This window comes from Brenneria populi, from assembly GCF_036016195.1.
GTDB lineage: Bacteria > Pseudomonadota > Gammaproteobacteria > Enterobacterales > Enterobacteriaceae > Brenneria > Brenneria populi.
Genome location: NZ_JAYWTM010000009.1, coordinates 47,150 through 68,460, shown reverse-complemented (window position 1 = coordinate 68,460; position 21,311 = coordinate 47,150). Strand labels below are relative to the sequence as shown.

At 58.9% G+C, this 21,311-nt stretch carries 15 protein-coding genes; 4 read left to right on the top strand and 11 right to left on the bottom strand.

Features of this window, described 5'->3' with window-relative positions:
• Positions 1–67: 67 nt before the first annotated feature.
• Both gorA and VSX58_RS11915 read right to left on the bottom strand, forming a co-directional pair.
• Complete coding sequence (gene gorA / locus VSX58_RS11920; RefSeq protein ID WP_327618277.1) at positions 68–1,420, bottom strand: glutathione-disulfide reductase; 1,353 nt, start codon at positions 1,418–1,420, stop codon at positions 68–70.
• Positions 1,421–1,545: 125 nt separating this feature from the next.
• Positions 1,546–2,388, bottom strand: coding sequence for a 23S rRNA (adenine(2030)-N(6))-methyltransferase RlmJ (locus VSX58_RS11915; protein WP_327618276.1), 843 nt, complete (start codon positions 2,386–2,388; stop codon positions 1,546–1,548).
• A 334-nt stretch (positions 2,389–2,722) separates the two neighbouring features.
• Between VSX58_RS11915 and VSX58_RS11910 the strand changes: the two genes are divergently transcribed.
• Both VSX58_RS11910 and VSX58_RS11905 read left to right on the top strand, forming a co-directional pair.
• A complete protein-coding gene (locus VSX58_RS11910; protein WP_327618275.1) occupies positions 2,723–3,427 on the top strand; it encodes a DUF1266 domain-containing protein in 705 nt (234 codons plus the stop codon).
• Positions 3,427–6,081, top strand: a complete 2,655-nt coding sequence (locus VSX58_RS11905) for a molecular chaperone DnaJ (protein ID WP_327618274.1) — start codon at positions 3,427–3,429, stop codon at positions 6,079–6,081. Before VSX58_RS11910 ends, VSX58_RS11905 begins: the two co-directional genes overlap by 1 nt.
• 49 nt (positions 6,082–6,130) lie before the next feature.
• On the opposite strand, the gene VSX58_RS11900 is transcribed toward VSX58_RS11905, so the two are convergent.
• Together VSX58_RS11900 and VSX58_RS11895 are read right to left on the bottom strand one after the other, a co-directional pair.
• Positions 6,131–7,822: a molecular chaperone HscC gene (locus VSX58_RS11900; RefSeq protein WP_327618273.1), complete on the bottom strand. Its 1,692-nt coding sequence runs from the start codon at positions 7,820–7,822 to the stop codon at positions 6,131–6,133.
• 240 nt (positions 7,823–8,062) lie between these two features.
• The gene (locus tag VSX58_RS11895) at positions 8,063–9,241 is read right to left on the bottom strand and encodes a 5-methyltetrahydropteroyltriglutamate--homocysteine S-methyltransferase (RefSeq protein ID WP_327618272.1); all 1,179 of its coding nucleotides are present in this window, start codon (positions 9,239–9,241) and stop codon (positions 8,063–8,065) included.
• A gap of 329 nt (positions 9,242–9,570) precedes the next feature.
• Here VSX58_RS11895 and prlC point away from each other — a divergent pair, with 329 nt between their 5' ends.
• Together prlC and rsmJ are read left to right on the top strand one after the other, a co-directional pair.
• Positions 9,571–11,613 carry an oligopeptidase A gene (gene prlC, locus VSX58_RS11890; RefSeq protein WP_327618271.1) on the top strand — a complete coding sequence of 681 codons (2,043 nt, stop codon included), beginning with the start codon at positions 9,571–9,573 and terminating at the stop codon, positions 11,611–11,613.
• A gap of 13 nt (positions 11,614–11,626) precedes the next feature.
• Positions 11,627–12,373, top strand: a complete 747-nt coding sequence (rsmJ, locus tag VSX58_RS11885) for a 16S rRNA (guanine(1516)-N(2))-methyltransferase RsmJ (protein ID WP_327618270.1) — start codon at positions 11,627–11,629, stop codon at positions 12,371–12,373.
• On the opposite strand, the gene VSX58_RS11880 is transcribed toward rsmJ, so the two are convergent.
• From VSX58_RS11880 to gdhA, 7 genes are all read right to left on the bottom strand, one after another.
• The gene (locus tag VSX58_RS11880; RefSeq protein ID WP_327618269.1) at positions 12,370–12,966 is read right to left on the bottom strand and encodes an SIS domain-containing protein; all 597 of its coding nucleotides are present in this window, start codon (positions 12,964–12,966) and stop codon (positions 12,370–12,372) included. The genes rsmJ and VSX58_RS11880 overlap by 4 nt on opposite strands.
• Positions 12,963–14,600, bottom strand: a complete 1,638-nt coding sequence (locus VSX58_RS11875; protein WP_327618268.1) for an FGGY-family carbohydrate kinase — start codon at positions 14,598–14,600, stop codon at positions 12,963–12,965. The genes VSX58_RS11880 and VSX58_RS11875 overlap by 4 nt, the downstream gene beginning before the upstream one ends.
• A 15-nt stretch (positions 14,601–14,615) precedes the next feature.
• Complete coding sequence (locus tag VSX58_RS11870) at positions 14,616–15,569, bottom strand: ABC transporter permease (RefSeq protein WP_327618267.1); 954 nt, start codon at positions 15,567–15,569, stop codon at positions 14,616–14,618.
• 1 nt (position 15,570) lies between these two features.
• Complete coding sequence (locus VSX58_RS11865) at positions 15,571–16,560, bottom strand: ABC transporter permease (RefSeq protein WP_327618266.1); 990 nt, start codon at positions 16,558–16,560, stop codon at positions 15,571–15,573.
• Complete coding sequence (locus VSX58_RS11860; RefSeq protein WP_327618265.1) at positions 16,553–18,052, bottom strand: sugar ABC transporter ATP-binding protein; 1,500 nt, start codon at positions 18,050–18,052, stop codon at positions 16,553–16,555. Before VSX58_RS11860 ends, VSX58_RS11865 begins: the two co-directional genes overlap by 8 nt.
• 107 nt (positions 18,053–18,159) lie before the next feature.
• Positions 18,160–19,146: an autoinducer 2 ABC transporter substrate-binding protein gene (locus VSX58_RS11855; RefSeq protein WP_327618264.1), complete on the bottom strand. Its 987-nt coding sequence runs from the start codon at positions 19,144–19,146 to the stop codon at positions 18,160–18,162.
• A gap of 611 nt (positions 19,147–19,757) precedes the next feature.
• Positions 19,758–21,101 (bottom strand): NADP-specific glutamate dehydrogenase, encoded by a 1,344-nt coding sequence (gdhA, locus tag VSX58_RS11850; RefSeq protein ID WP_327618263.1) that lies wholly within the window; start codon positions 21,099–21,101, stop codon positions 19,758–19,760.
• Positions 21,102–21,311 lie beyond the last annotated feature (210 nt).

The window sequence follows — 21,311 nt, the reverse complement described above, 5'->3', positions numbered from 1 at the left end:
GGCTACCGTTGCGGCTCAAGGCGAACGCCGTTAAGCGGATTAATAAGCGCGGGTTGTCGACTGAAAGTCAGCGCATGGTGACAAACTCTTCCGCCGCCGTCGGGTGGATGGCCACCGTGTTGTCGAAATCTTTTTTGGTCGCCCCCATCTTCAGCGCCACCGCGAAGCCCTGCAGCATTTCGTCCATACCGAAGCCGATACCGTGGATGCCGACGATCTTCTCCTCTTTGCCGACGCAGACCAGCTTCATACGGCACGGCTGGCGATGCTGCGTCACGGCGGTGTACATGGCGGTGAACGAAGAGGTGTACACCTTCACCTTGCCCTCCCCATACTGCTCGCGCGCCTGAGGCTCGGTCAGCCCGACGGTGCCGATCGGCGGATGGCTGAATACCACGGTCGGAATGTTGCTGTAATCCAGATGCTCATCGGGCTTGTTGTTAAACAGACGCTCGGACAAACGGCGGCCGGCGGCGACGGCGACCGGGGTCAGCTCGACCGCGCCGGTGTTATCGCCCACGGCGTAAATGCCCGGGACGTTGGTATTCTGGAAGCGATCGACCCGGATATAGCCTTTATCATCCCGCTCGACATCGGCCGCCTCCAGGTTCAGGTTATCCGTCGCCGGCGTGCGGCCGATGGCCCAAATCAGGCAGTCGACGGTCTGTTCTTTACCGTTTTCCAGCCGCAGCGTCAGGCTGCCGTCGGCGTTTTTCACCACCGCTTTCGGGATCGAACCGGTATGCAGCGTCGGCCCTTCGCTGTTCATCACTTCAACCAGCGTCTCGACGATCAGCGGATCGAAACTGCGCAGCGGCGACTGCTTACGCACAAACAGATGCGTTTGCGAACCCAGCGCGTGCACCACGCCGGCGATTTCCACCGCGATATAGCCGGCGCCCACGACGGCGGTGCGTTTCGGCAAGGCCTCCAGGGCAAAGAAGCCGTCGGAATCAATGCCGTATTCGGCGCCGGGAACATCGGGCCGCACCGGACGGCCGCCGGTGGCGATCAGAATATGGTCGGCGGTGATTTTTTCGCCGTTGACTTCCACCGTGCGCGCATCGACGAAGCGGGCGAATCCCCGGATCACTTCAACCTTATTTTTGCCCAGCACATTGTTGTATGACTGGTGAATGCGGTCGATATAGGCGCTGCGATTTTTAATCAGCGTTTCCCAGTCAAAGCGGTTAACCGTGGCGTCAAAACCGTAATCCGGGCCATATTGGCGGATCGCCTCGGCAATCTGCGCCGCATGCCACATCACTTTTTTCGGCACGCAGCCGACGTTGACACAGGTACCGCCCAGATATTTCGCTTCGATCAACGCACATTTTTTCCCATACATCGCCGCGCGGTTGATCGAGGCGATCCCGCCGCTGCCGCCGCCAATTGCCAGGTAGTCATAGTGTTTAGTCATCACAATATCCATACTTGGGTAAATAGTTTTTTAAAGTGTAACGTCGGCGTCCGGCGCGCCGCAAAGGTTGTTCCTATGATTGCAATAGGAAAAAACCGCGGCGCGGGTCGGCGCATTTCGCCGCGCTACTCGGGCACGATCTGTTCAACGCCGACGTGCCCGGTGCCGGCCGGCGACAGCGCGCCGTGCAACCAGGGCAGTACGCTCTCCATTTGCGCTTTCAGCTTCCACGGCGGATTGATCACAATCATCCCGGAAGCCGTCATGCCGTGCCGATCGCTATCCGGCAATACCGCCAGTTCGATCTGCAAAATATTGCGGATGCCGGTGGCCTCCAGCTCTTTCAGCAGCCGTTTGATCTGCTGGCGCAGCACCACCGGATACCACAGCGCGAACACGCCGGTGGCGAAGCGTTTGTGCCCTTCCTGAATCCCCTTCACCACCGCCTGATAATCGGTTTTCAACTCATACGGCGGGTCGATAAGAATAAAGCCGCGCCGGGACAGCGGCGGCAGCTGCGATTTCAGCTGCTGGTAGCCGTCTTCGCGCAGCACTCTGGCGCGGGCGTCTTTCTGAAATTCGTTGCGCAGCAGCGGAAAATCGCTGGGATGCAGCTCCGTCAGATGAATTTTATCCTGCTCGCGCAGCAGCTGGCGGGCAATCAGCGGCGAGCCGGGGTAGTAGCGCAGCTGGCCGTTATGATTATAGGCGCGCACCGCCTGCATGTAAGGCTCCAGTTCGGCGGGAAGGTCGTCGCGCTGCCAGATTTTGGCGATGCCGTCCAGATACTCTCCGGTGCGTTCCGCATGTTCGCCGCTCAATTGATAACGCCCGGCGCCCGCGTGGGTATCCAGATACAGGAAGGGTTTCTCTTTCTCTTTCAGCGCGGTGACGATCAGGCTCTGAACGGTGTGTTTCACCACGTCGGCATGATTGCCGGCGTGAAAACTGTGGCGGTAACTTAGCATTAGGCTCTCTTGCTTTGCGGGTGAGATATTTTATAAGAAAAATCGGTTAATGCTTTTTTATTCCCCCGTGCCGACCCGCGGCGACCTCAACGCCTCAGAAAACACAGTAAACGGGAAAGAAAAGCCATAGCGCACAGTATAAACGCTCCGTCGGGAAAAATATCCTCACAATGCGGCCCAAGGCGGAGTACGGGCTGACGAACCGCGGGTTTGCGTATGATTTTTATTACTTTTGTTCTAAGCGCCGCCGTTTGCAACACATAGAAAATTACCGATATTAACGAATATGAAGTACGATTTTCTGCCACAAATGATGAAACGGAACATTATTGGCATGGAACCTGAACATCAGCGTTGGCTACTGGCGCTTTCCGCGCCTATGGCTGCACTCAATATCAAATATGGCGCCAATTACGGCATCCATTCGCTTTACCCACCCGGATCGACCGTAGATCTTAACGATTCCTGGGGGATAGACTCCCGCGATACCCTGATCGCCACGATCAATAACATGACCGATGGCGGTCATGCGGAGCATCTGGCTTACCACTATTTCCTGTGGCATCACATATCGCTGGCGGAATGGCGGGATTACTGCGCCCATCAAGCGCCGGAGCAGCAGGCGATAATGACGCTGGTCGGCGAAACGGCGGCGCTGTGCGGCGAAGGGGGAATACGCGCCTGGGATCTGGGGAGGATGAGTTTTCTCAGCCGAATTGGCGTATTAAATGGATGGATTAATGAAACGGAAAGCCTGTGGCTCCATACCCGATTGGCCGACCGCGCCCGCTACTACTACCGCAGCTGGCAGAACTATTTCGCCGCTTTTTTCGTCGGCCGCACCTACTGGCTTGCATCGGATGAAGACGATCCGATTCTGCAACGTCATGCCTATAGCCATTACACTCAAGAGCCTAGCTATATCAACCAAATCGGCTCGCTTTACACCCACCCCGACAGCCCGATTCATGACCTTGAATGGGACGTTAATGTTTTTCAAATAGACAGACCTGAGTCGCTATCAGGAGTAGAGATATAATGGACACACGCTGCTGGCAGATATTGGGTATACCGCCAACACAAGATCAAGATGTTATTCGTCAGGCTTATCGACAAAAAGTGCCGCAATTCCACCCGGAGACCGACCCGCAAGGCTTCAAACTGCTGCGTCAGGCCTACGATACCGCCTGTAAGTTGGCGCAAACCCCGCCCACCGAAAACAACGATAAAGACGAAGCGGATATCCCGGAAGCCGATAGTGAATTGACGTCGCTACAGGACGCTTTTGATCAACTGTTAAGTAATGCGGCGGAGCGGTGCGACCCGCCATATTGGCAACGTTACATCCATTTACTAAACCAGCACAGCGTAGACGTCATTGACCGCCTTCGCTGGCCCATGCTGCAACGTCTTTATCAGGAGCCCGGCCTGTCAAACCGCTGCGCGCGGATACTGGCCGATCGTCTGCGCTGGCAGCAGCGTCTGAACGACCTCGACGCAGGCCTGCCGAAGGAGATCCAAGATTTTCTGGACTCGCTCGAGCATGACGATCTGTTCGATTTTTCTGTTTTATCGCACCTCAGCCTGCCCGCGCAGCTGCAAACCATCGCCTACTTTCAGCAGGCCAACGAGCTGTTCTGGAGCCGTCCGCCGTTTATGCTGAAAAGCCTGCTGAGCGACGCCGCGGCTCTTTACTGGCCCGACGCGCCGGACATAATGCGACGGCTGGCCCGCTGGCACAGCTATGCGGAACAGCCCAACGCCCAACTGCGGGATTACTGCCTGCAACAGATGGCGGAAACCCCGGAAGACGATGACTGTCTCTATCTCGCCGCCCGCCACTGCTCCCTGTGCGATGACCGGCAGCAGGCCCTGACGCTCTGGCTCAGGCTGTATCAGCGTAACGGCCATCCTCACGCCGAGCAGTGGTTGCTGAGCTGGTGCGCCCGCGATCGCAGCGACCTGCTGCCCTTGCTGATTCAGTCGCTAAACCCCACGCCGGCGCCGGATCTGGCCGGACTGCCGGCTGACGCGCCGCAGCAACGCTTCTTTATCGCGCCGCAGAATACGCAAATGATGACGCGCTGGGGACAGGCGCTGCGGCTGTCGCCGGCCCCGCAGGCGCAGGACTATATCTTGTGGAAGCTCGGCAGGCAGGATGTGTTGCCCATTTACCGCCGCCTGTTGCAAAACGACGGCGCCGACATCGCCCAGACGCTCTACTGGCACGCCTGCATGCTGACGCTGGGGGATGAGCGCCTGTTGCAGGACATACTGGATCAGCCGCCGCCGGAAGACCCGCTGCACGCCTTGATTCTCCGGGGGTTGCAGACGCAGGCGGCGCAGCGGTTGTCTTGGCTGGAGTCCTCCGCGATTATTCAATCTTTCACCCAATGGCTGGCGGACCCGGCATCCCCGCTGCCTGAGGCGTTCGCTCGGGAAGACGCCGCCGGCTGGCAGCAGGCTCAGGCCTGGCTCCGGCAATTTCGCGCGTTGCCGCCGGACAGCCTGCGAAAACTCTATAACGGCGCACTACCGCGCCAGACGACGGAGCCGATCAAAGATTGTCTGGCCGATCTGCTGCCGGCGGTTGCGCTCGATCTCGCCGGCGCCGGAGCGAACATCGGCGCCCGGGACGCGTTGCGGCAGGCCATCCTCCTGATCGTCATCCTGAACGATCCGCTGGACGACATCATTATCGCCGCCAAACCGACGCTGCCGCGGCCTGCGCCGACGCACCCGGTTTATTCGCTCGTTAAGCTATTCGATGGGATGGGCAAACCGCAGGAAGAAGCGGCGGCGGCGTTGAAGCAGCGCTTGACGCTGAGCGATCCGTTGCATCGCCACTGCTGGCTCCAACTGCCGCTTTCGCCGGAAGAGTATATCGATAATCAGGAAGATACCCCTTTTACCTCCGCCAGCGATTGCTACGATAAAAACCGCCATTGGCCGGCAATAGTGGCGCAATCCCCGGTTATCTATCAGCTTTTGTTCCACGCCCTTTACGCATCGCTGGGCGAAGGCGAGTCAGCCGAACGGCATCGCAGCCGCTTGGAACGGCTGGAGGTTAAAACCGAACCGGAAGAGCAAATCAGAAATGCGCTGCTTGAGGGGCCGTCACACGCTTTTTCGGCGCGGTTAAAACGGCTTTCCAACGATCAAAAGGCCGCGCAAATAGCCGATATCCTGCGCCATCTGTATGAGCGGAACGACGTTTTGCCGACCGACCTCAGCCTGACGTTTTTGCTCGAACGCGTCAACGATCCGCATGAAGAGATAACCCTGCGACTGATAGCAAAAATTTTGCTGCAATTGACCGAACAGCGGGAAAACCGGCTCAGGGATACGTCGGTCAAAACGCGTAGCCTATGGCGCTGCTGGCGTCTAGACGACCGCATCAGCCGGCGCGAATACCTACTTCAGGCCGGGCTGGGCAGCATGCTTATCAGCTCCGTGAGCGACTTTCTCCTCTTCACGGACGTTTTCTATTATTACCTGATTCCGTGGTCGCTGATACTGTGCAACATATTTATCGCGACGCGCCGGCGATTTAATGACATGGGGTTTATTTCACCGAAAACCGCGACGATCGTCACGTTTATACTGCCGATACTCTTCGCGATCCCGCTAATCGCCCCCGGTACGAGGCGGTGGAATAAATTTGGACCGCCGCGTTCGAAGGCGCGCGACTAACCCTCATCCGTCGGGTAGAGCGGTACGCCCCTCGTGCCGCTTTACGGGATCAGCGTTGTATTTCATCCAAATTCCGCTCAATACGCCGTCGCGTTTCCTCAATCGCCTGCGTATTCTGCGCCGCCAGCTGCCGCTCGAACTCACCTAGCCAGCCGCCGACCAACGCGCGCTCATCCGCCCGCGATTGCGCCCATGCCTTCTCCAGCCGCGCCAGTAAATTACGATTGATCAGGTTATCTCTGGGGTGAATTTTCAACGCCTTTAATCGCTGGCGGCTGGTCTGCTGTTGCTGCTGACTTAGCCCCATGGGACTACGGTCAATCACCTTGGTAAAGGTGTCCCCGCTATCCGGCAAATTGACGTCCACTTCAAGCAGCCCGTTGATGTCGTAACTAAAGCGAACATCGATAGACTGGTGATACGCCTTTGGCGTTATCGACATATCGAATTCATCGATAAACACGTTATTGGCGACATAGGGGTTTTCCCCCTGATAGACGGCGATACGGATACTCTCCTGACCGGGTGAAGACGTTGAGAAGGTTTCTATCCGCGAGGTAGGCACAACCGTATTGCGCTCTAATATCGGCGAGAAAAGACCGTCCTGCGTATCGTTGGCCGTTCTGATGCCTAAGGTATACGGGCAGACGTCGGTGAGGATAATCTCTTCAATATCCTGTTCACGCAGCCGACAGGCGGCCTGCGCCGCGGCGCCCTGCGCGACCACGGTGTCGGCATCCAAATGTTGATACGGCAGCTTGCCGAAAAGCCTGGCGACCAGCTTCTGAATAACGGTCATTTTCGACGCGCCCCCCACCAGCACCACGTGATCCAGCTGTTCGGGCTGCAAACGCGCATCATGCAACGCTTGTTCAATCGGCGCGCGTATTCGGTTCAGCAACGGCAGCCAGGCCGCTTCTATCGATTGCTCATCCGCGACCATAGGCCACTCTTGCTCCCGCCAGCGCCAAAGCATGATGTTCTCAGCGGCAGGATAGCCCGGCCGGCATTTCAGGGCTTCGGCATGACCATACAACCCCGCCAGCGCCTGTGCCGGAATATCTTGTTCATCCAGTTTCCAGCGCTGCAAACAGGCTTTCACTATCGCCTGAGTGAAATCTTCGCCGCCGAGGTAGTTATCGCCCGCCGAACTATGCACCTCAATCAAAGGAAAAGCGTACTCCAGCACCGTGACGTCGAAGGTTCCGCCGCCCAGATCGAATACCAGAGTCCGGCCCAGATCCTGCGTGTGCAGACCGTAGGCCATAGAGGCGGCGGTGGGTTCGTTAATCAGCCGCACGGCATTCAACTCCGCCAGTTCCGCCGCAAAACGCGTCTGTTTTCGCTGCTCATCGCTGAAATAGGCGGGAACGGAAATCACCACATCCTCGATGGCGCACCCAAGAAAACTTTCGGCGTCCGCCTTGAGCGACTTTAGCACCATGGCGGAAAGTTCGGTGGGGGAAAAGCTCTGCTCGCCCAGGCGGAAAGTTTTTTGACTTCCCATATAGCGTTTGAACAGCGATGCCGACAGATGGGGATGCGTGGTCAGACGAGAAACCGCGGGTTTGCCGACCAATATGCTGCCGTCATCGTCGATGGCGACCGCCGACGGCGTGGAATACTCGCCCAGCGCGTTCGGAATCAGCTGCGCTTCGCCGTTCCGCCAGACGCAAATCAGGCTGTTGGTGGTTCCCAGATCGATACCGATTGCCAGAGAAGTATGCTGGGAATGAGTCATGCCGTTGTTCCTCTTTATTACATTACACCGGTCTGGCGCTAGGCCGGCATTATAAACCAACAGGCAACCAAAACGATTGTTTCGCTTACTTTTACTCGGTTACGGCAGTGAATTTACGCAGCAGGCGGTGGGCAAACAGGGAGCGGGTAAGAACAGGAATGACGGCGCGCGGGCGCGCCGGGCAGGTTTGGCGTAAAGCGAAGGCGGCGGATATCGCCGCCCCCCGCAGAGATTGGCGTGTTAGCCCCACACTTCGTCGGCGATCGCCTTCACCAGCGCGATTTTCGCCCACTGCTGCTCTTCCGTCAGAATATTGCCCTCTTCCGTGGAGGCGAAGCCGCACTGGGTGCTCAGGCACAGGCGCTCCAGAGGAATATAGCGGGTCGCTTCGTTGATGCGCTGAATCACCGCCTGCCGGTCTTCCAACTCGCCGAATTTCGAGGAGATCAGTCCCAAAACCACCTGTTTGTCGCCGGAGACCTGCGCCAGCGGCGAGAAGTCGCCGGAACGTTCGGTATCGAACTCCAGGTAATACGCCGAGACATTCTCGCGCGCGAACAGAACGTCCGCCACCGGCTGGTAGCCGCCGCTGGCGGCCCAGGATGAGTGGTAGTTGCCGCGGCAAACGTGGGTGGTCAACGCCAGATCCGCCGGCGCGCCGACAATCGCCGCATTGTTGACCGTCAGATAGAGCTCGGCCAACGTGCCGACCCGGCTGTTTTCCGGCGTTTCGTCATGCGCCTGACCGCAGCCGCAACGGGTGGCTCCCGGCGTCTCCGCCGCGCCCGCCCCGCCGAATTTCGGATCCACCAGCATGCCCCAGGTGCAGTCGTCCAGCTGAAGATTGCGGCAGCCGGCGGCATAAATTTCCTGAATAAAGGTCTGATACGCCCCGGCGATATCCGCCACCAGCGCATCCAGCGTCGGGTAAATCGCAGCGGTCGACGCCTGGTTGTCCGCACGCTGCAGCTCAGCCAGAAACTGCGCCGGCGACGGCACCGTCATCCGAGGCACGATGCCCGGTTCGGCGAACTGGCTCAGGAATTTGAAATGTTCGACAAACGCATGGTTTTCGCCGGAAATCCTCCCGGTCAGGCGAGCGGTTTCCGCGCGCGTCTCTTTATCCGCAAACACGTATCCCTTGGAGATAGACGCTTTTTCAACGCCGTTCAGCGCCCACATAAAGTCCAGATGCCACCAGCTGCGGCGAAACTCCCCGTCGGTGATAACCTGCAATCCGGCGCGCTTCTGTTTCTCAACCAGTTCGGCAATCGCTTTGTCTTCCACTTGCGCGAGCCGTTCGGCGGACAGTTCGCCGTCGGCGAATTGACGACGAGCGTCATGAAGATACTGCGGGCGCAGGTAGCTGCCGACGACATCGGCGCGGAAAGGGGGGATCAGCTGTTGTGATACGGCCATATGGGTTCAGTCTCTATTTTTCATTTGGAAATCATGCAGAGAGACTAGCACGCAACGTTCCCGCGCCGAGCTGAAAACTCTTCACCCGCCGCGCCCAACTTGAATTTTCCTCATGATGGCGGGTAAGCGCACGGCGTCATATTATGCCGATACGCCGGGGCGACGCCTGGAGTCCGGCGCGTTTTCAACCGGGGCCGGCGGCGGCGAATTTACACCGAACGCGCGCGCCGCCATTGATTTTAACCATCGGCACCCTCATCTTGGACTTAATCAGCAATTTGTATCAGCCTTGTCGGTCAATAACGACCCCATAACATCAGGACTGCGCTATGACGAATCCATTACTGTCCCCATTTACCCTGCCCCCTTTTTCCAAAATTAAAACGGAAGACATTGTCCCGGCGGTAAAGGCCGCGCTGGAAACCTGCCGTCAGACCGTAGAGCGCGTGGTCGCGCAACCCGGCCCTTTTACCTGGGATAACCTTTGCCAGCCGCTGGCCGACAGCGACGATCGTCTCGGCCGAATCTTTTCGCCGATCGGCCATCTGAATGCGGTAAAAAACAGCCCCGAGCTGCGCAGCGCCTACGAACAGTGTCTGCCGCTGCTGTCCGAACACAGCACCTGGGTCGGCCAGCACGCCGGGCTGTATCAGGCGTACCGCAGTCTGAGAGACGGCGAACACTACGCCGCCATGAGCACGGCGCAGAAAAAAGCCGTCGATAATGCGCTGCGCGACTTTGAACTGTCCGGCATCGGCCTGCCGCCCGAAAAACAGAAGCGCTACGGTGAAATCGCCGCGCGCCTGTCCGAACTGGGTTCGCTGTTCAGCAACAACGTGCTGGACGCCACCATGGGCTGGAGCAAGTCGATCGCCGACGTTTCCGAACTGGAAGGCATGCCGGAAAGCGCGCTGGCCGCCGCCAAAGCGCAGGCGGAAGCCAAAGGGCAGGACGGCTGGCTGCTGACGCTGGATATTCCCAGCTATCTGCCGGTGATGACCTACTGCGCCAATCAGGCGCTGCGCGAGGAGATGTACCGCGCCTATGTCACCCGCGCGTCCGACCAGGGGCCGAACGCCGGCAAATGGGACAACAGCGGCGTCATGGCGGAAGAGCTGGCGCTGCGCCATGAACTGGCGCAGCTGCTGGGATTCGACAGCTATGCGCACAAATCCCTGGCCACCAAAATGGCGGAAACCCCCCAGCAGGTCATCGATTTTCTGACCGATCTGGCCAAACGCGCGCGCCCTCAGGCGGAAGAGGAGCTGGCGCAGCTGCGCGCCTTCGCCAAAGAGCATTACGGCGTCGAGACGCTGCAGCCGTGGGATATCACCTACTACAGCGAACAGCAAAAACAGCATCTCTACGCCATCAGCGACGAACAGCTCCGCCCCTATTTCCCGGAACAGCGCGTCGTCGAGGGGCTGTTTGAAGTGGTTAAGCGCATTTACGGCATCACCGCCAAAGAGCGCAAGGATGTGGACGTATGGCACCCGGAAGTGCGCTTCTTCGACCTGTTTGACGAAAACGGCGAGCTGCGCGGTAGCTTCTACCTCGATCTCTACGCTCGCGAACACAAACGCGGCGGCGCCTGGATGGACGACTGCGTCGGCCGCCTGCGCAAAGGCGACGGCGAGCTGCAAAAACCGGTGGCCTACCTGACCTGCAACTTCAACCGCCCGGTCAACGGCAAGCCCGCGTTGTTCACCCACGATGAGGTCACCACGCTGTTCCACGAATTCGGCCACGGCCTGCACCATATGTTGACCCGCATCGACACCGCGGGCGTCGCCGGCATCAACGGCGTGCCGTGGGACGCCGTCGAGCTGCCGAGCCAGTTTATGGAGAACTGGTGCTGGGAGCCGGAGGCGCTGGCCTTTATTTCCGGCCACTATGAAACCGGCGAGCCGCTGCCGCGGGAGCTGCTGGATAAAATGCTGGCGGCGAAAAATTATCAGGCGGCGCTGTTCATCCTGCGCCAGCTTGAGTTCGGCCTGTTCGATTTCCGTCTGCATGCCGAGTTCGACCCCACCGCAGGCGCGCGCATTCTGCCGACGCTGGCCGAGGTGAAAGCGCAGGTGGCCGTGGTGCCCAGCCCGGACTGGGGACGCTTCCCGCACGCGTTCAGCCATATCTTCGCCGGCGGTTACGCGGCGGGCTATTACAGCTATCTGTGGGCCGACGTGCTGGCGGCGGACGCCTACTCCCGTTTCCAGGAAGAGGGTATTTTCAATCGCGCCACCGGCCAGTCGTTCCTGGACGATATCTTGTCGCGCGGCGGTTCCGAAGAGCCGATGACGCTGTTCAAACGCTTCCGCGGCCGCGAGCCGAAGCTGGACGCCATGCTGCTCCACTACGGTATTAAAGGGTGAACGGCCGCAAAGGATGAAGATCTGCCTGTTCGCGGAGCAGGGCGCCGATAACGCCGCCCTGACGGCGCTCGCCGAGCGCTGGGGATTGGTCTCCGACCCCGAGGCCGTCATGGCGCTGGCGCTGACGCCGGCGCGTCTGGAGCTGCGTAAGCGGGATGAACCGAAGCTCGGCGCCATCTTCGTCGATTTCGTCGCCGGGCCGATGGCGCACCGCCGCCGTTTCGGCGGCGGGCGCGGCGAAGCGGTCGCCAAAGCCGTCGGGATTAAAAAGGATTATCTGCCCGAGGTGGTGGACGCCACCGCCGGACTGGGGCGCGATGCTTTTGTACTTGCCTCGTTAGGGTGCCGGGTACGCATGCTGGAGAGGAACCCAGTCGTGGCGGCGCTGCTGGACGACGGGCTGCGGCGCGGCTACCAGAATGCGGAGATAGGCCCGTGGCTGCGCGAGCGGCTGACGCTGCTGCACGCTTCCAGCCTGACGGCGCTGGACGATATCTCCCCGCCCCCCGACGTGGTCTACCTCGATCCGATGTTCCCGCATCGGCAAAAGAGCGCGCTGGTGAAAAAAGAGATGCGGGTGTTTCAGTCGCTGGTGGGGGCGGATAGCGACGCCGACGCCTTGCTGGCCCCCGCCCGGCGGCTGGCCCAAAAGCGCGTGGTGGTGAAGCGGCCGGACTATGCGCCGCCGCTGGCCGGCGTGCCGGCGCAGTCCATGCTGGCGACCAAAAGCCACCGCTTCGATTTTTATCTGCCGCTTTAACCGCGCAGGCGTTTTCCCACATCGCCCCCCGGATGCACCGCCAGCAGATTGTCTTTATCGTAGCCGTCGCGCTCCATCAGGCAGACGCAGGCGGCGTCGAATATCGCCAGAACCAGCACGATAGAGGTGGTCGCCAGCATATTGAGCGGATCGATCTCATTTTCCACCCCGGTGCGGATCACCAGCTTGGCCGAGCGGGCAATCGCGGAGTGTGGATTCTCCGTCACGCTGATAATGCCGACGCCTTTCGCCTGTAGCGTCGGCAGCAGACGCGTCAGTTCATCGGAGTTGCCGCCGCGCGAGATCAAAATAATCAGATCCTCCGGCTGCAGAAACCCCAGATCGCCGTGCGCGGCGTCGGTGGCGCTGAGATAGATCGCCGGGCGCTCCACGCAGGCCAGCATATGGGCTATCTTGCGCGCCGCGATGCCGGACGTGCCGACCCCCGTGACCGCAATCCGCCCGGCGCACTGCGCCAGCAGCGTTAATAACTGCTGCCAGGTGCGCGCGTCGATGCGCTCCTCCAGCTGCGCCAGCTCGCGGCTATAAACCGACCAGGCCCGGGCGGCGCATAACCACTCCCGTTGGCTCATATCTCCTCCTGCATCAGCCGGCGATATTTCATGTGGTCGTTGTACAGCTCATGAAATATGCGATATTTGCGATCGTAATACTGCTTAATTTGATTGGTCTGCGGCGTAACGGTTTTGCCAATCCGGCTCATGGCGTTCATCGCCTCCGGCAGCGTATCGAATACCCCGGCGGCCACCGTCCCCATCATCGCCCCGCCCAGCAGCATCGCCTCGCTCTCCTCCGGCAGCAGCATGGCGCATCCCGTGGCGTTGGCGTGCTCCTGCACGAATACCGGATTTTTGGTGCCGCCGCCGCTGGCCATAATCGTGTCTATGCTGTAGCCGCTATGGTTCATGGTTTCGATAATATGCCGCGTACCGAGTGCGATCGCCTGAATGGCCGCCAGATAGTACAGCGCCATATCCTCCGGCGTACGCGACAACTTCAGCCCGGTCATCACCCCGGTCAGCGTCGGATTGGCCCGCGGCGAGCGGTTGCCGTGGAAATAGGGCAGCATATGAATATCCTGAGTCAGAAAAGCGATATTCTCCGGCTCGCCCGCCATCCGCCGCAGCAGGGCGTTCAGAACCTCATAGATGGTCTGGTTGTTGGCGCGGGCCTGCTCCAGCAGCGCCGCGTAACAGGGATGCGACTGGATAACGTGATCGATCAGCGCCCCGGTGGCGGACTGACCGCCCTCGTTCAGCCAGTACTCGGGCAGAATGGCGGAATAGTAGGGCCCCCACACGCCGTTGATAAAGCGGGCGCTGCACGACATCGCCATATGCCCTGTGGAAGTACCGCCGATCAGCGCGATACGCCGATCGAAGTCCGCCACCTCGCCGGAAACGCCGGTGGCGCCTATCGTCCCCAGCGTGCCGGCATGCGCGTCGATAATCGAGACGCTGACCGCCGTACCGGCGATCAGCCCCATTTCGCGCGCCGCGCGCTGGGTCAGGCCGCGCCCCAGCGGTTCGCCCATCATTTTCACATCGCCGCCGATCTTCGCCGCGTCGTGCTCCAGCACATCTTCCAGCCCTATCTGGCGGAAGTAGCTTTTATCCCAGCGCTGTTCGTGGCCGAGGTAGGTCCATTTGCACACCGTGGAACAGAGCGAGCGCGTGGCGTCCTCGGTGGCGCGCCAGGTTAGAAAATCCGGCAGGTCAAACAGATACCCCACGTTGGCCCAGGTGTTCGGCATATGCTGTTTCAGCCACAGCATTTTGGGCGTCTGCATTTCCGGCGAGATAATTCCGCCGACGAAGTCCAGCACCGGGTGGCGGGTGGCATTGATACGCTCGGCCTGCGCGATGGCGCGATGGTCCATCCATACGATGATATTCTGTTCGCTGCGCCCCGAGGGGCTGACGGTCAGCGGCCTGCCCTCCTTGTCCAACACCACCAGCGAACAGGTGGCGTCGAACCCCAGGCCTTTCACCTGGATCGGGTTGATGTCCGCCTGGCTGACGGCGTCGCGCACCGCGTTGCACACCGCATGCCAGATATTATCCGAAGACTGTTCCACAAAGTCCGCTTTCGGCCGGTAGAGCTCTATCGCCCGGCTGGCCTGTCCCACCATATGGCCGTTAAGATCGAATACGCCCGCGCGCGCGCTACCGGTTCCCACATCTACGCCAATAAAGTAACTCGCCATTATTTTCTCCTGAAATCAGGCTTTTCGATTCTGTAATGCGATGAAAAGCAGCAATACGCCGCCCCACAGGGCCATGGTCAAATAGCTGCTGACGCCCAGCAGATTGAGGCCGCTTTCCAGCATCTGCAAAACAATCAGCGCCAGCACCAACCCGAGAATGCGGCCGAATCCCCCATCCGGATTAATGCCGCCCAGCACCGAGGCCAGGATCGTCACCAGCAGCCAGGATTCGCCGTAGCCCGCTTTGGCCGAGTTGAACTTCGCCATCATCAGCAAAGCCGCGCCCCAGCCCAGCAGCGCGGAGAGGATATAAACGGCAATCTGGACGCGGGCGGTATTCACCCCGCTAAAGCGGGTGGCCTGCTCATTGGAGCCAATCAGATACAGGCTGCGGCCCAGGGTGGTGTGTTCCAGCAGCAGCCACAGCGCGGCGGCCACCAGCAAGAACAACAGCAGCGCCACCGGAATACCGAGAACGACGCCGCTGCCGAGGTACTGAATAGCCGCCGGAAAGCCGGAAATCACCGCGCCGTTGGAAAGCAGGATGTTCAGACCGGTGATCAATGTCATGGTGCCCAGCGAAGCGAGTATCGGCGACACCCCGATCCAGGCGACCAGCGCGCCGTTCAGAAAACCGATGGCGACCGCCAGCGCCAGCCCGGCCAGCAGCGCCAACGCCAAAAACAGCGGTTGTTCGGGATGGCTGACGATAATCGCCGCCATCGCCAGCGAACAGGCGTTCGCCCCGGCGATAATGGACAGGTTGATACCGCCGGTCAGCATGGTAATGCCCATTCCGAGCGCCAGCATCCCGAGAATCGGCAGCTGCGAGGCGATAGACTGAAAGTTGCCGACGCTGAAAAAGCGCGTGCCAAGCAGCGCGGCGAACAGCAGCGCCACCGCGATCAGGATAACGCTCTGTAGGCGGATAACGCGATCGCCGGGCAGTAAACGGGTTAACCGTAACATGTTATAACTCCTTAGCCAGCTTGCGTTTTTCGTTCCAGGCGGTGCTACTGATGCTGATCAGAATAATCACGCCGCTGAACACCGTGTGCCAGTAGGAAGAGACGCTGAGCAGCGTCAGGCCGTTCTGCAGGCAGGCCAGCAGCACCACGCCGAGCAGCGTTCCCGTCAGCGAGCCGCGCCCGCCGGTCATGCTGGTGCCGCCAAGCACCACGGCCGCCAGTACCGTCAGTTCGAAACCGAGCAACGCGTTGGGCGCCACCGACTGGGTAATCTGCGCCTGCACCACGGCGGCGATGCCGGCCAGCATGCCCATATAGCCATAGACGTAAAAGTGCAGGCGCATCAGATTCAGCCCCAGGCGCGAAGCCGCATCGCGGTTGCCGCCCATGGCGAAGATCTGACGGCCGAGACGGGTAAAGTTCATCAACGCGCCGGTCACGACAATCACGGCCAGCAGGCACAGCAGCGGCAGCGTCAGGCCGTAGTCATAACCGTCGGACGCGGTGAACGAGAACCAGTTGACGCCGTCCATAAACCAATCGGGAAAGCCGTAGAGCCAGGTGCCATTGGTAACATAGACCAGCAAGCCATAAAACAGATTCAGCGTGGCGATGGTGATAATGATCGCCGGGACTTTCAGCCAATAGACCAACAGCCCGTTGACCAATCCGAGCAGCAGCCCCACGCCGATGGACATGGCGAACGCCAGGGGAAAGCTGCCGCCGTGCTGGATAATCCAACTGGCCATCACATACTGAGCGATAGAGGTAATCGCCGGAAACGAGATATCGATGCCGCCCGCAATCAGGACGACGAACAGACCGCAGGCTAAAATCCCCAATATGGCGTAGCTGGTGGCGACGTCGGTCAGATTGCCGAGCGTCAGGAACTCGTCGGTGCCGAGACTCAGGCCGATCGCCAGCGCCAGAACCAGCAGCCCCAGATAGAATTCATGCCGCCCGGCCAGACGGAAGAGAAACGATTTATCCATTCACCACCTCGGCAATCTCTTGTTCGCTACTGTGGCGCGGGGAGAATTCAGCCACCAGTTCGCCCTTGCGCATCACCAGCACCCGATGGCTGTTGTACCAGGCTTCCGCGATCTCGTCGCAGATCATCAGCACCGCCATCCCCATACCGGCCAGATCTTTGGCGATCTGATAGATCCCCTCTTTATTGGCGATATCGACGCCGACCGTAGGCGAGTCGAGGATCAGGATCTTCGGCTGCGTCGCCACCCATTTGGCGATGGCGATGCGCTGGGCGTTGCCGCCCGACAGCGTCTTCACCGGCAATGAGGGGTCGGACACCTTGATATTAAGATCGCGGATCAGCCGGCTGACCAGCGCCTCGGCCTTTTGATGATCCAGCAGGCCGAGCGGGGTATGCAGCCGATCAAATACCGTCGCGATGGTATTGTCATAGATGGACTGCTCCATAATCAGCCCCTGGGTCAGGCGGTCTTCGGAAACGTAGCCAATACCGTGGCGCACCGCTTCGCGGTTGTTATGCAGCCGCACCGGCCGACCGGCCACGCGGATTTCGCCGCTTTCCGGCGCACTCATGCCGAACAGGCTAAGGCACAGTTCGGTACGCCCGGAGCCGAGCAGGCCGACAATCGAGACAATCTCGCCGCCGTGCAGCGCAAGGTTGATATTGCGATACTTGCCGCGCCGGCTAAGGTTGCGAACCTCCAGCAGCGGCGTACTCTCCGCCGGCGGACGGGCGGGCAGATGACTGTAGTGGAAACGCTGGCCGGTCATCAGGAACGCCAGCTCATGGCTGTCCAATTCGCTGGCCGGCCAGGTTCCCACCAGCCTGCCGTCGCGTATGACGCTGATCCGGTCGGCCACCTCCATCACCTCATCCAGCCGGTGGCTGACAAACACCACGCAGATGCCCGCGGCCTTCAGTTCGCTGACCACCCGCAGCAGGCCATTCACTTCCTGGCGCGTCAGAGACGCCGTGGGCTCGTCCATGATGACCAAACGCGCGTCGGCGGCGATGGCGCGGCAGATCGCGACCAGCTGGCGGTCGGCAATAGAGAGCTTTTCCACTTTCTTATTCACATCGATATGCACGCCAATACGCGCCATCGCGTCTTGCGCAATTTGACGCATCGCTTTTTTCCGTACCCAGAAATAGCCGCCGGGTAAATAACGGTGAACGGCGATATTCTCCGCCACGGTCAAATTGGGAAATAACGACAGATCCTGATAGATGACCTGAATACCGTAATGGCCGGAAAGCTGCGGCGTTAAAGAGTGAAATAATTTACCGTCAAGTACGATATTGGCGCCTTTTTCCGGCTGATAAACGCCGGAAATTATTTTAATAATGGTGCTCTTTCCACAGCCGTTCTGACCTGCCAGGCAGTGTACTTCGCCTTTATTCAGCGTCAGGTTGATCTGGTCCAATGCCAGCACGCCGGGAAATTTCTTACTAATATTTTCCAGAGTGATAAATGCAGTGGGTGATGTCATAGTATTAACCTGTGCAGGCTTATTTTTTGCAAGACCGAAGCCTGGGACACGCTATTTCGTGTCCCTGCGTGAAGTAAATTTCCCTGGTGTGGTGAATTAATTAAAAATTAAAACCCGAGCGACTTGGCATTATCTTTGGTCACTTCCAGTATTTTATTAAACCGAATAACTTTATTTTCCCGATCGATATCCGCCTTGCCCAACCCTTCGATGGTAAGATCGCCGGTGATTTCCTGGCCTTGCAGTAGTCGATCGGCGATCGTCACCACCGCATAGCCCGCGTCTTTCGGATCCCACAGCAGCGCTTTCTTGATGTCGCCGCGCATCAGGTAAGGCGCGGCCTGAGACGGCATGGCGATACCCACCACGGCGATCTTATCGCCGCCGCGCTTCTTCGACAGCGCCTGGCCGGCGCCGATCGGCCCTAGCGAGCCAAAGCCGATAATCCCTTTCATCTGCGGATAGGTTTTGATGAGATCCTGCGTCGTGGAAAAAGACCTATCGATGCTTTCCGCTACCGGCAGGCGCGAGGTCACTTCAAACATTTCCGGGTATTTTTCTTTCTGGTATTTAATGGCGTAATCCGCCCAGGCGTTATGCAGCGGCACGGTCAGCGAACCGACATAAACGGCATAGCCGCCTTTGCCATCCATGCTTTTCGCCAGCTCATCCATATTCGCTTGGGCATATTTCTCGCTATCGATGGTTTCAATATCCCACTGGCCGATCTGCTGATCCGGGGATTCGTGCGTCAGCACCACAATGCCTTTATCACGGGCCTTTTTCAGCACCGGCTCCAGCACGCTGGCATCGTTGGGGACAACGACAATGGCGTTGACGTTCTTGGCGATCAGATCTTCAATAACTTTCACCTGAGCGGCCGGGTCCGGGGTGGATGCGCCGGTTTGGTACGCATTGACGTTGAGCTTCTGCGCCGCCTCCTTCACGCCTGCTTCCATACGGTTAAACCAGGGAATACCGGTGACCTTGGCCACAACGGCGATTTCATATTTCTCGGCGGCGAAAGAAGGTATTGTTGCCAGCATGCAAACAGAGACCGCACATGCCTTAAGTAACGCGAGGTTGGATTTCATAGCTCTACCTTTTCTTTATTTGTAGGGGGATCTCTCCGCGAATGCAGATTACAAAGAAATGGAAGAGGCTGCGTGGCTGAGGTTGCATAAATGTGATCTACGCAGATTTATATTAAAATATATGTATATATTGGTTAAATAAAAGTTAAATAATATTCTGGTGGTAAAATAACTACATGCCAAAGCCAGAATAAAAACATAAAACACACCATTTAATAACAAATAATTAACCAAAATCAGCCTGCGGCGGTGAATGCAAGCCGTCAGCCAGCCTGGGGAAGAAAAAATGCGTTGGAATAGTGAGGGCTGTCACACTCCATCGCCAAAAAGCGCCGGACGATGCGGCTGCGTCACGATCGCTGCGGTGAAAGATTGCATTAAAGATTAGCGAATGAGGTAATAAAAAAACGTAAATCAGGGAGAGATGGCGCGGCCGGCGTTAGCGCGCCGGAATCCCCGCCGATGCAGGCAATGCCGATCGTTTAAACATCGAGATACGCGGGGCGACCATCGGGGGGAGGCATCCCTGCGGGAACCTCCCCCGGTGTTTCCCCGAAAGACCGGCTTAAGCGAAGGATATTACGCCGATGCAGGGATTGCGCGACGATCGATTACACCACGCCCTGCGCCAGCATGGCGTCCGCCACTTTCACAAAGCCGGCGATATTGGCGCCGCGCACATAGTTTGTCTGGCCGCCATCGCCTCCGTACTGGACGCACGCGCCGTGGATATCCAGCATGATGCGCTGCAGGCGGTCGTCCACCTCTCGCGCTTTCCACCCCAGACGCGCGGCGTTCTGCGCCATTTCCAAACCGGACGTCGCCACCCCGCCGGCATTGGCCGCCTTGCCCGGCGCGAACAGCACGCCCGCGTCCAGAAAGGCGTCCGTCGCCGGGATCGTAGTCGGCATATTCGCCCCTTCCGCCACCGCTTTGACGCCGTTCTCAATCAGCCTGCGCGCCGCCGGCAGATCCAGTTCGTTCTGGGTGGCGCAGGGCAGCGCGATATCGACGGGAACATCCCACGGCGTTTTATCCGCCAGATAGCTCAGATTGGCTGCGCGCGCATAATCCTCCACCCGGCCGTAGCGTTGGTTTTTAATTTCCGCCAGCAGCGCCAGTTTTTCCGGCGTGAAGCCGCCTTCATCGACGACCGTGCCGTTGGAATCGGACGCCGTCACCACGCGGGCGCCCAGCGCCATCGCTTTTTCAATCGCGTACTGCGCCACGTTCCCCGAACCGGAAACGGCGACGCGCATGCCTTCCAAGCCCATTCCGTGGCGTTCGAGCATGGCTGCGGTGAAATAGATCAGGCCGTAGCCCGTCGCTTCGGGACGCATCAGGCTGCCGCCGAAAGAGAGCCCCTTGCCGGTAAAAACGCAGGCGGTGTTATTGGTCAGCTTTTTCATCATGCCGGCCATAAAGCCGACTTCGCGCCCCCCAACGCCGATATCCCCCGCCGGAACATCGGTATCAGCGCCTAAATGGCGATACAACTCCGTCATCAGCGCCTGACAGAAACGCATCACTTCGCCTTGGCTCTTGCCTTTAGGATTGAAATCGGAACCGCCCTTGCCGCCGCCCATCGGCAGCGTCGTCAGCGCATTTTTAAAGGTCTGTTCGAAACCAAGGAATTTCAGGATCGACAGATTCACCGACGGATGAAAACGCATCCCGCCTTTGTAAGGCCCGATGGCCGAACTGAACTGCACGCGCCAGGCACGGTTAACCTGCACCTGACCTTTATCGTCGGTCCAGGCGACGCGGAACTGAATGAGTCGCTCAGGCTCAACCAGGCGCTCCAACAGGCTGTAATCCGCATAGCGGGGATTTTGTTCTAGAAAGGGCCACAGCGTGGAAAGGACTTCGTTTACCGCCTGCAAAAATTCCGGCTGGTGGGGATCGCGTTGTTGAACGGAGTCAAGGAAACGTGCCAGAGGTACCATGTGCGTCATTAACAGCTCCTGATTGAACGAGTTTTTCTCCCTTTCGCTTCTTGATTTTTAGCCGCGCTGAAGCGTGCGGGATCGTGGGAAATGATGTCGCGAGCCTTGGAATATAACACCGGCGGTGGATATTCGAGCAAGCCTTTTCTTTTCAGATAACCTTATAATCCAATGGGATAGGGAGGTTTTTTTTCGCGCCGGCGGGTAAAAAAACAGGAG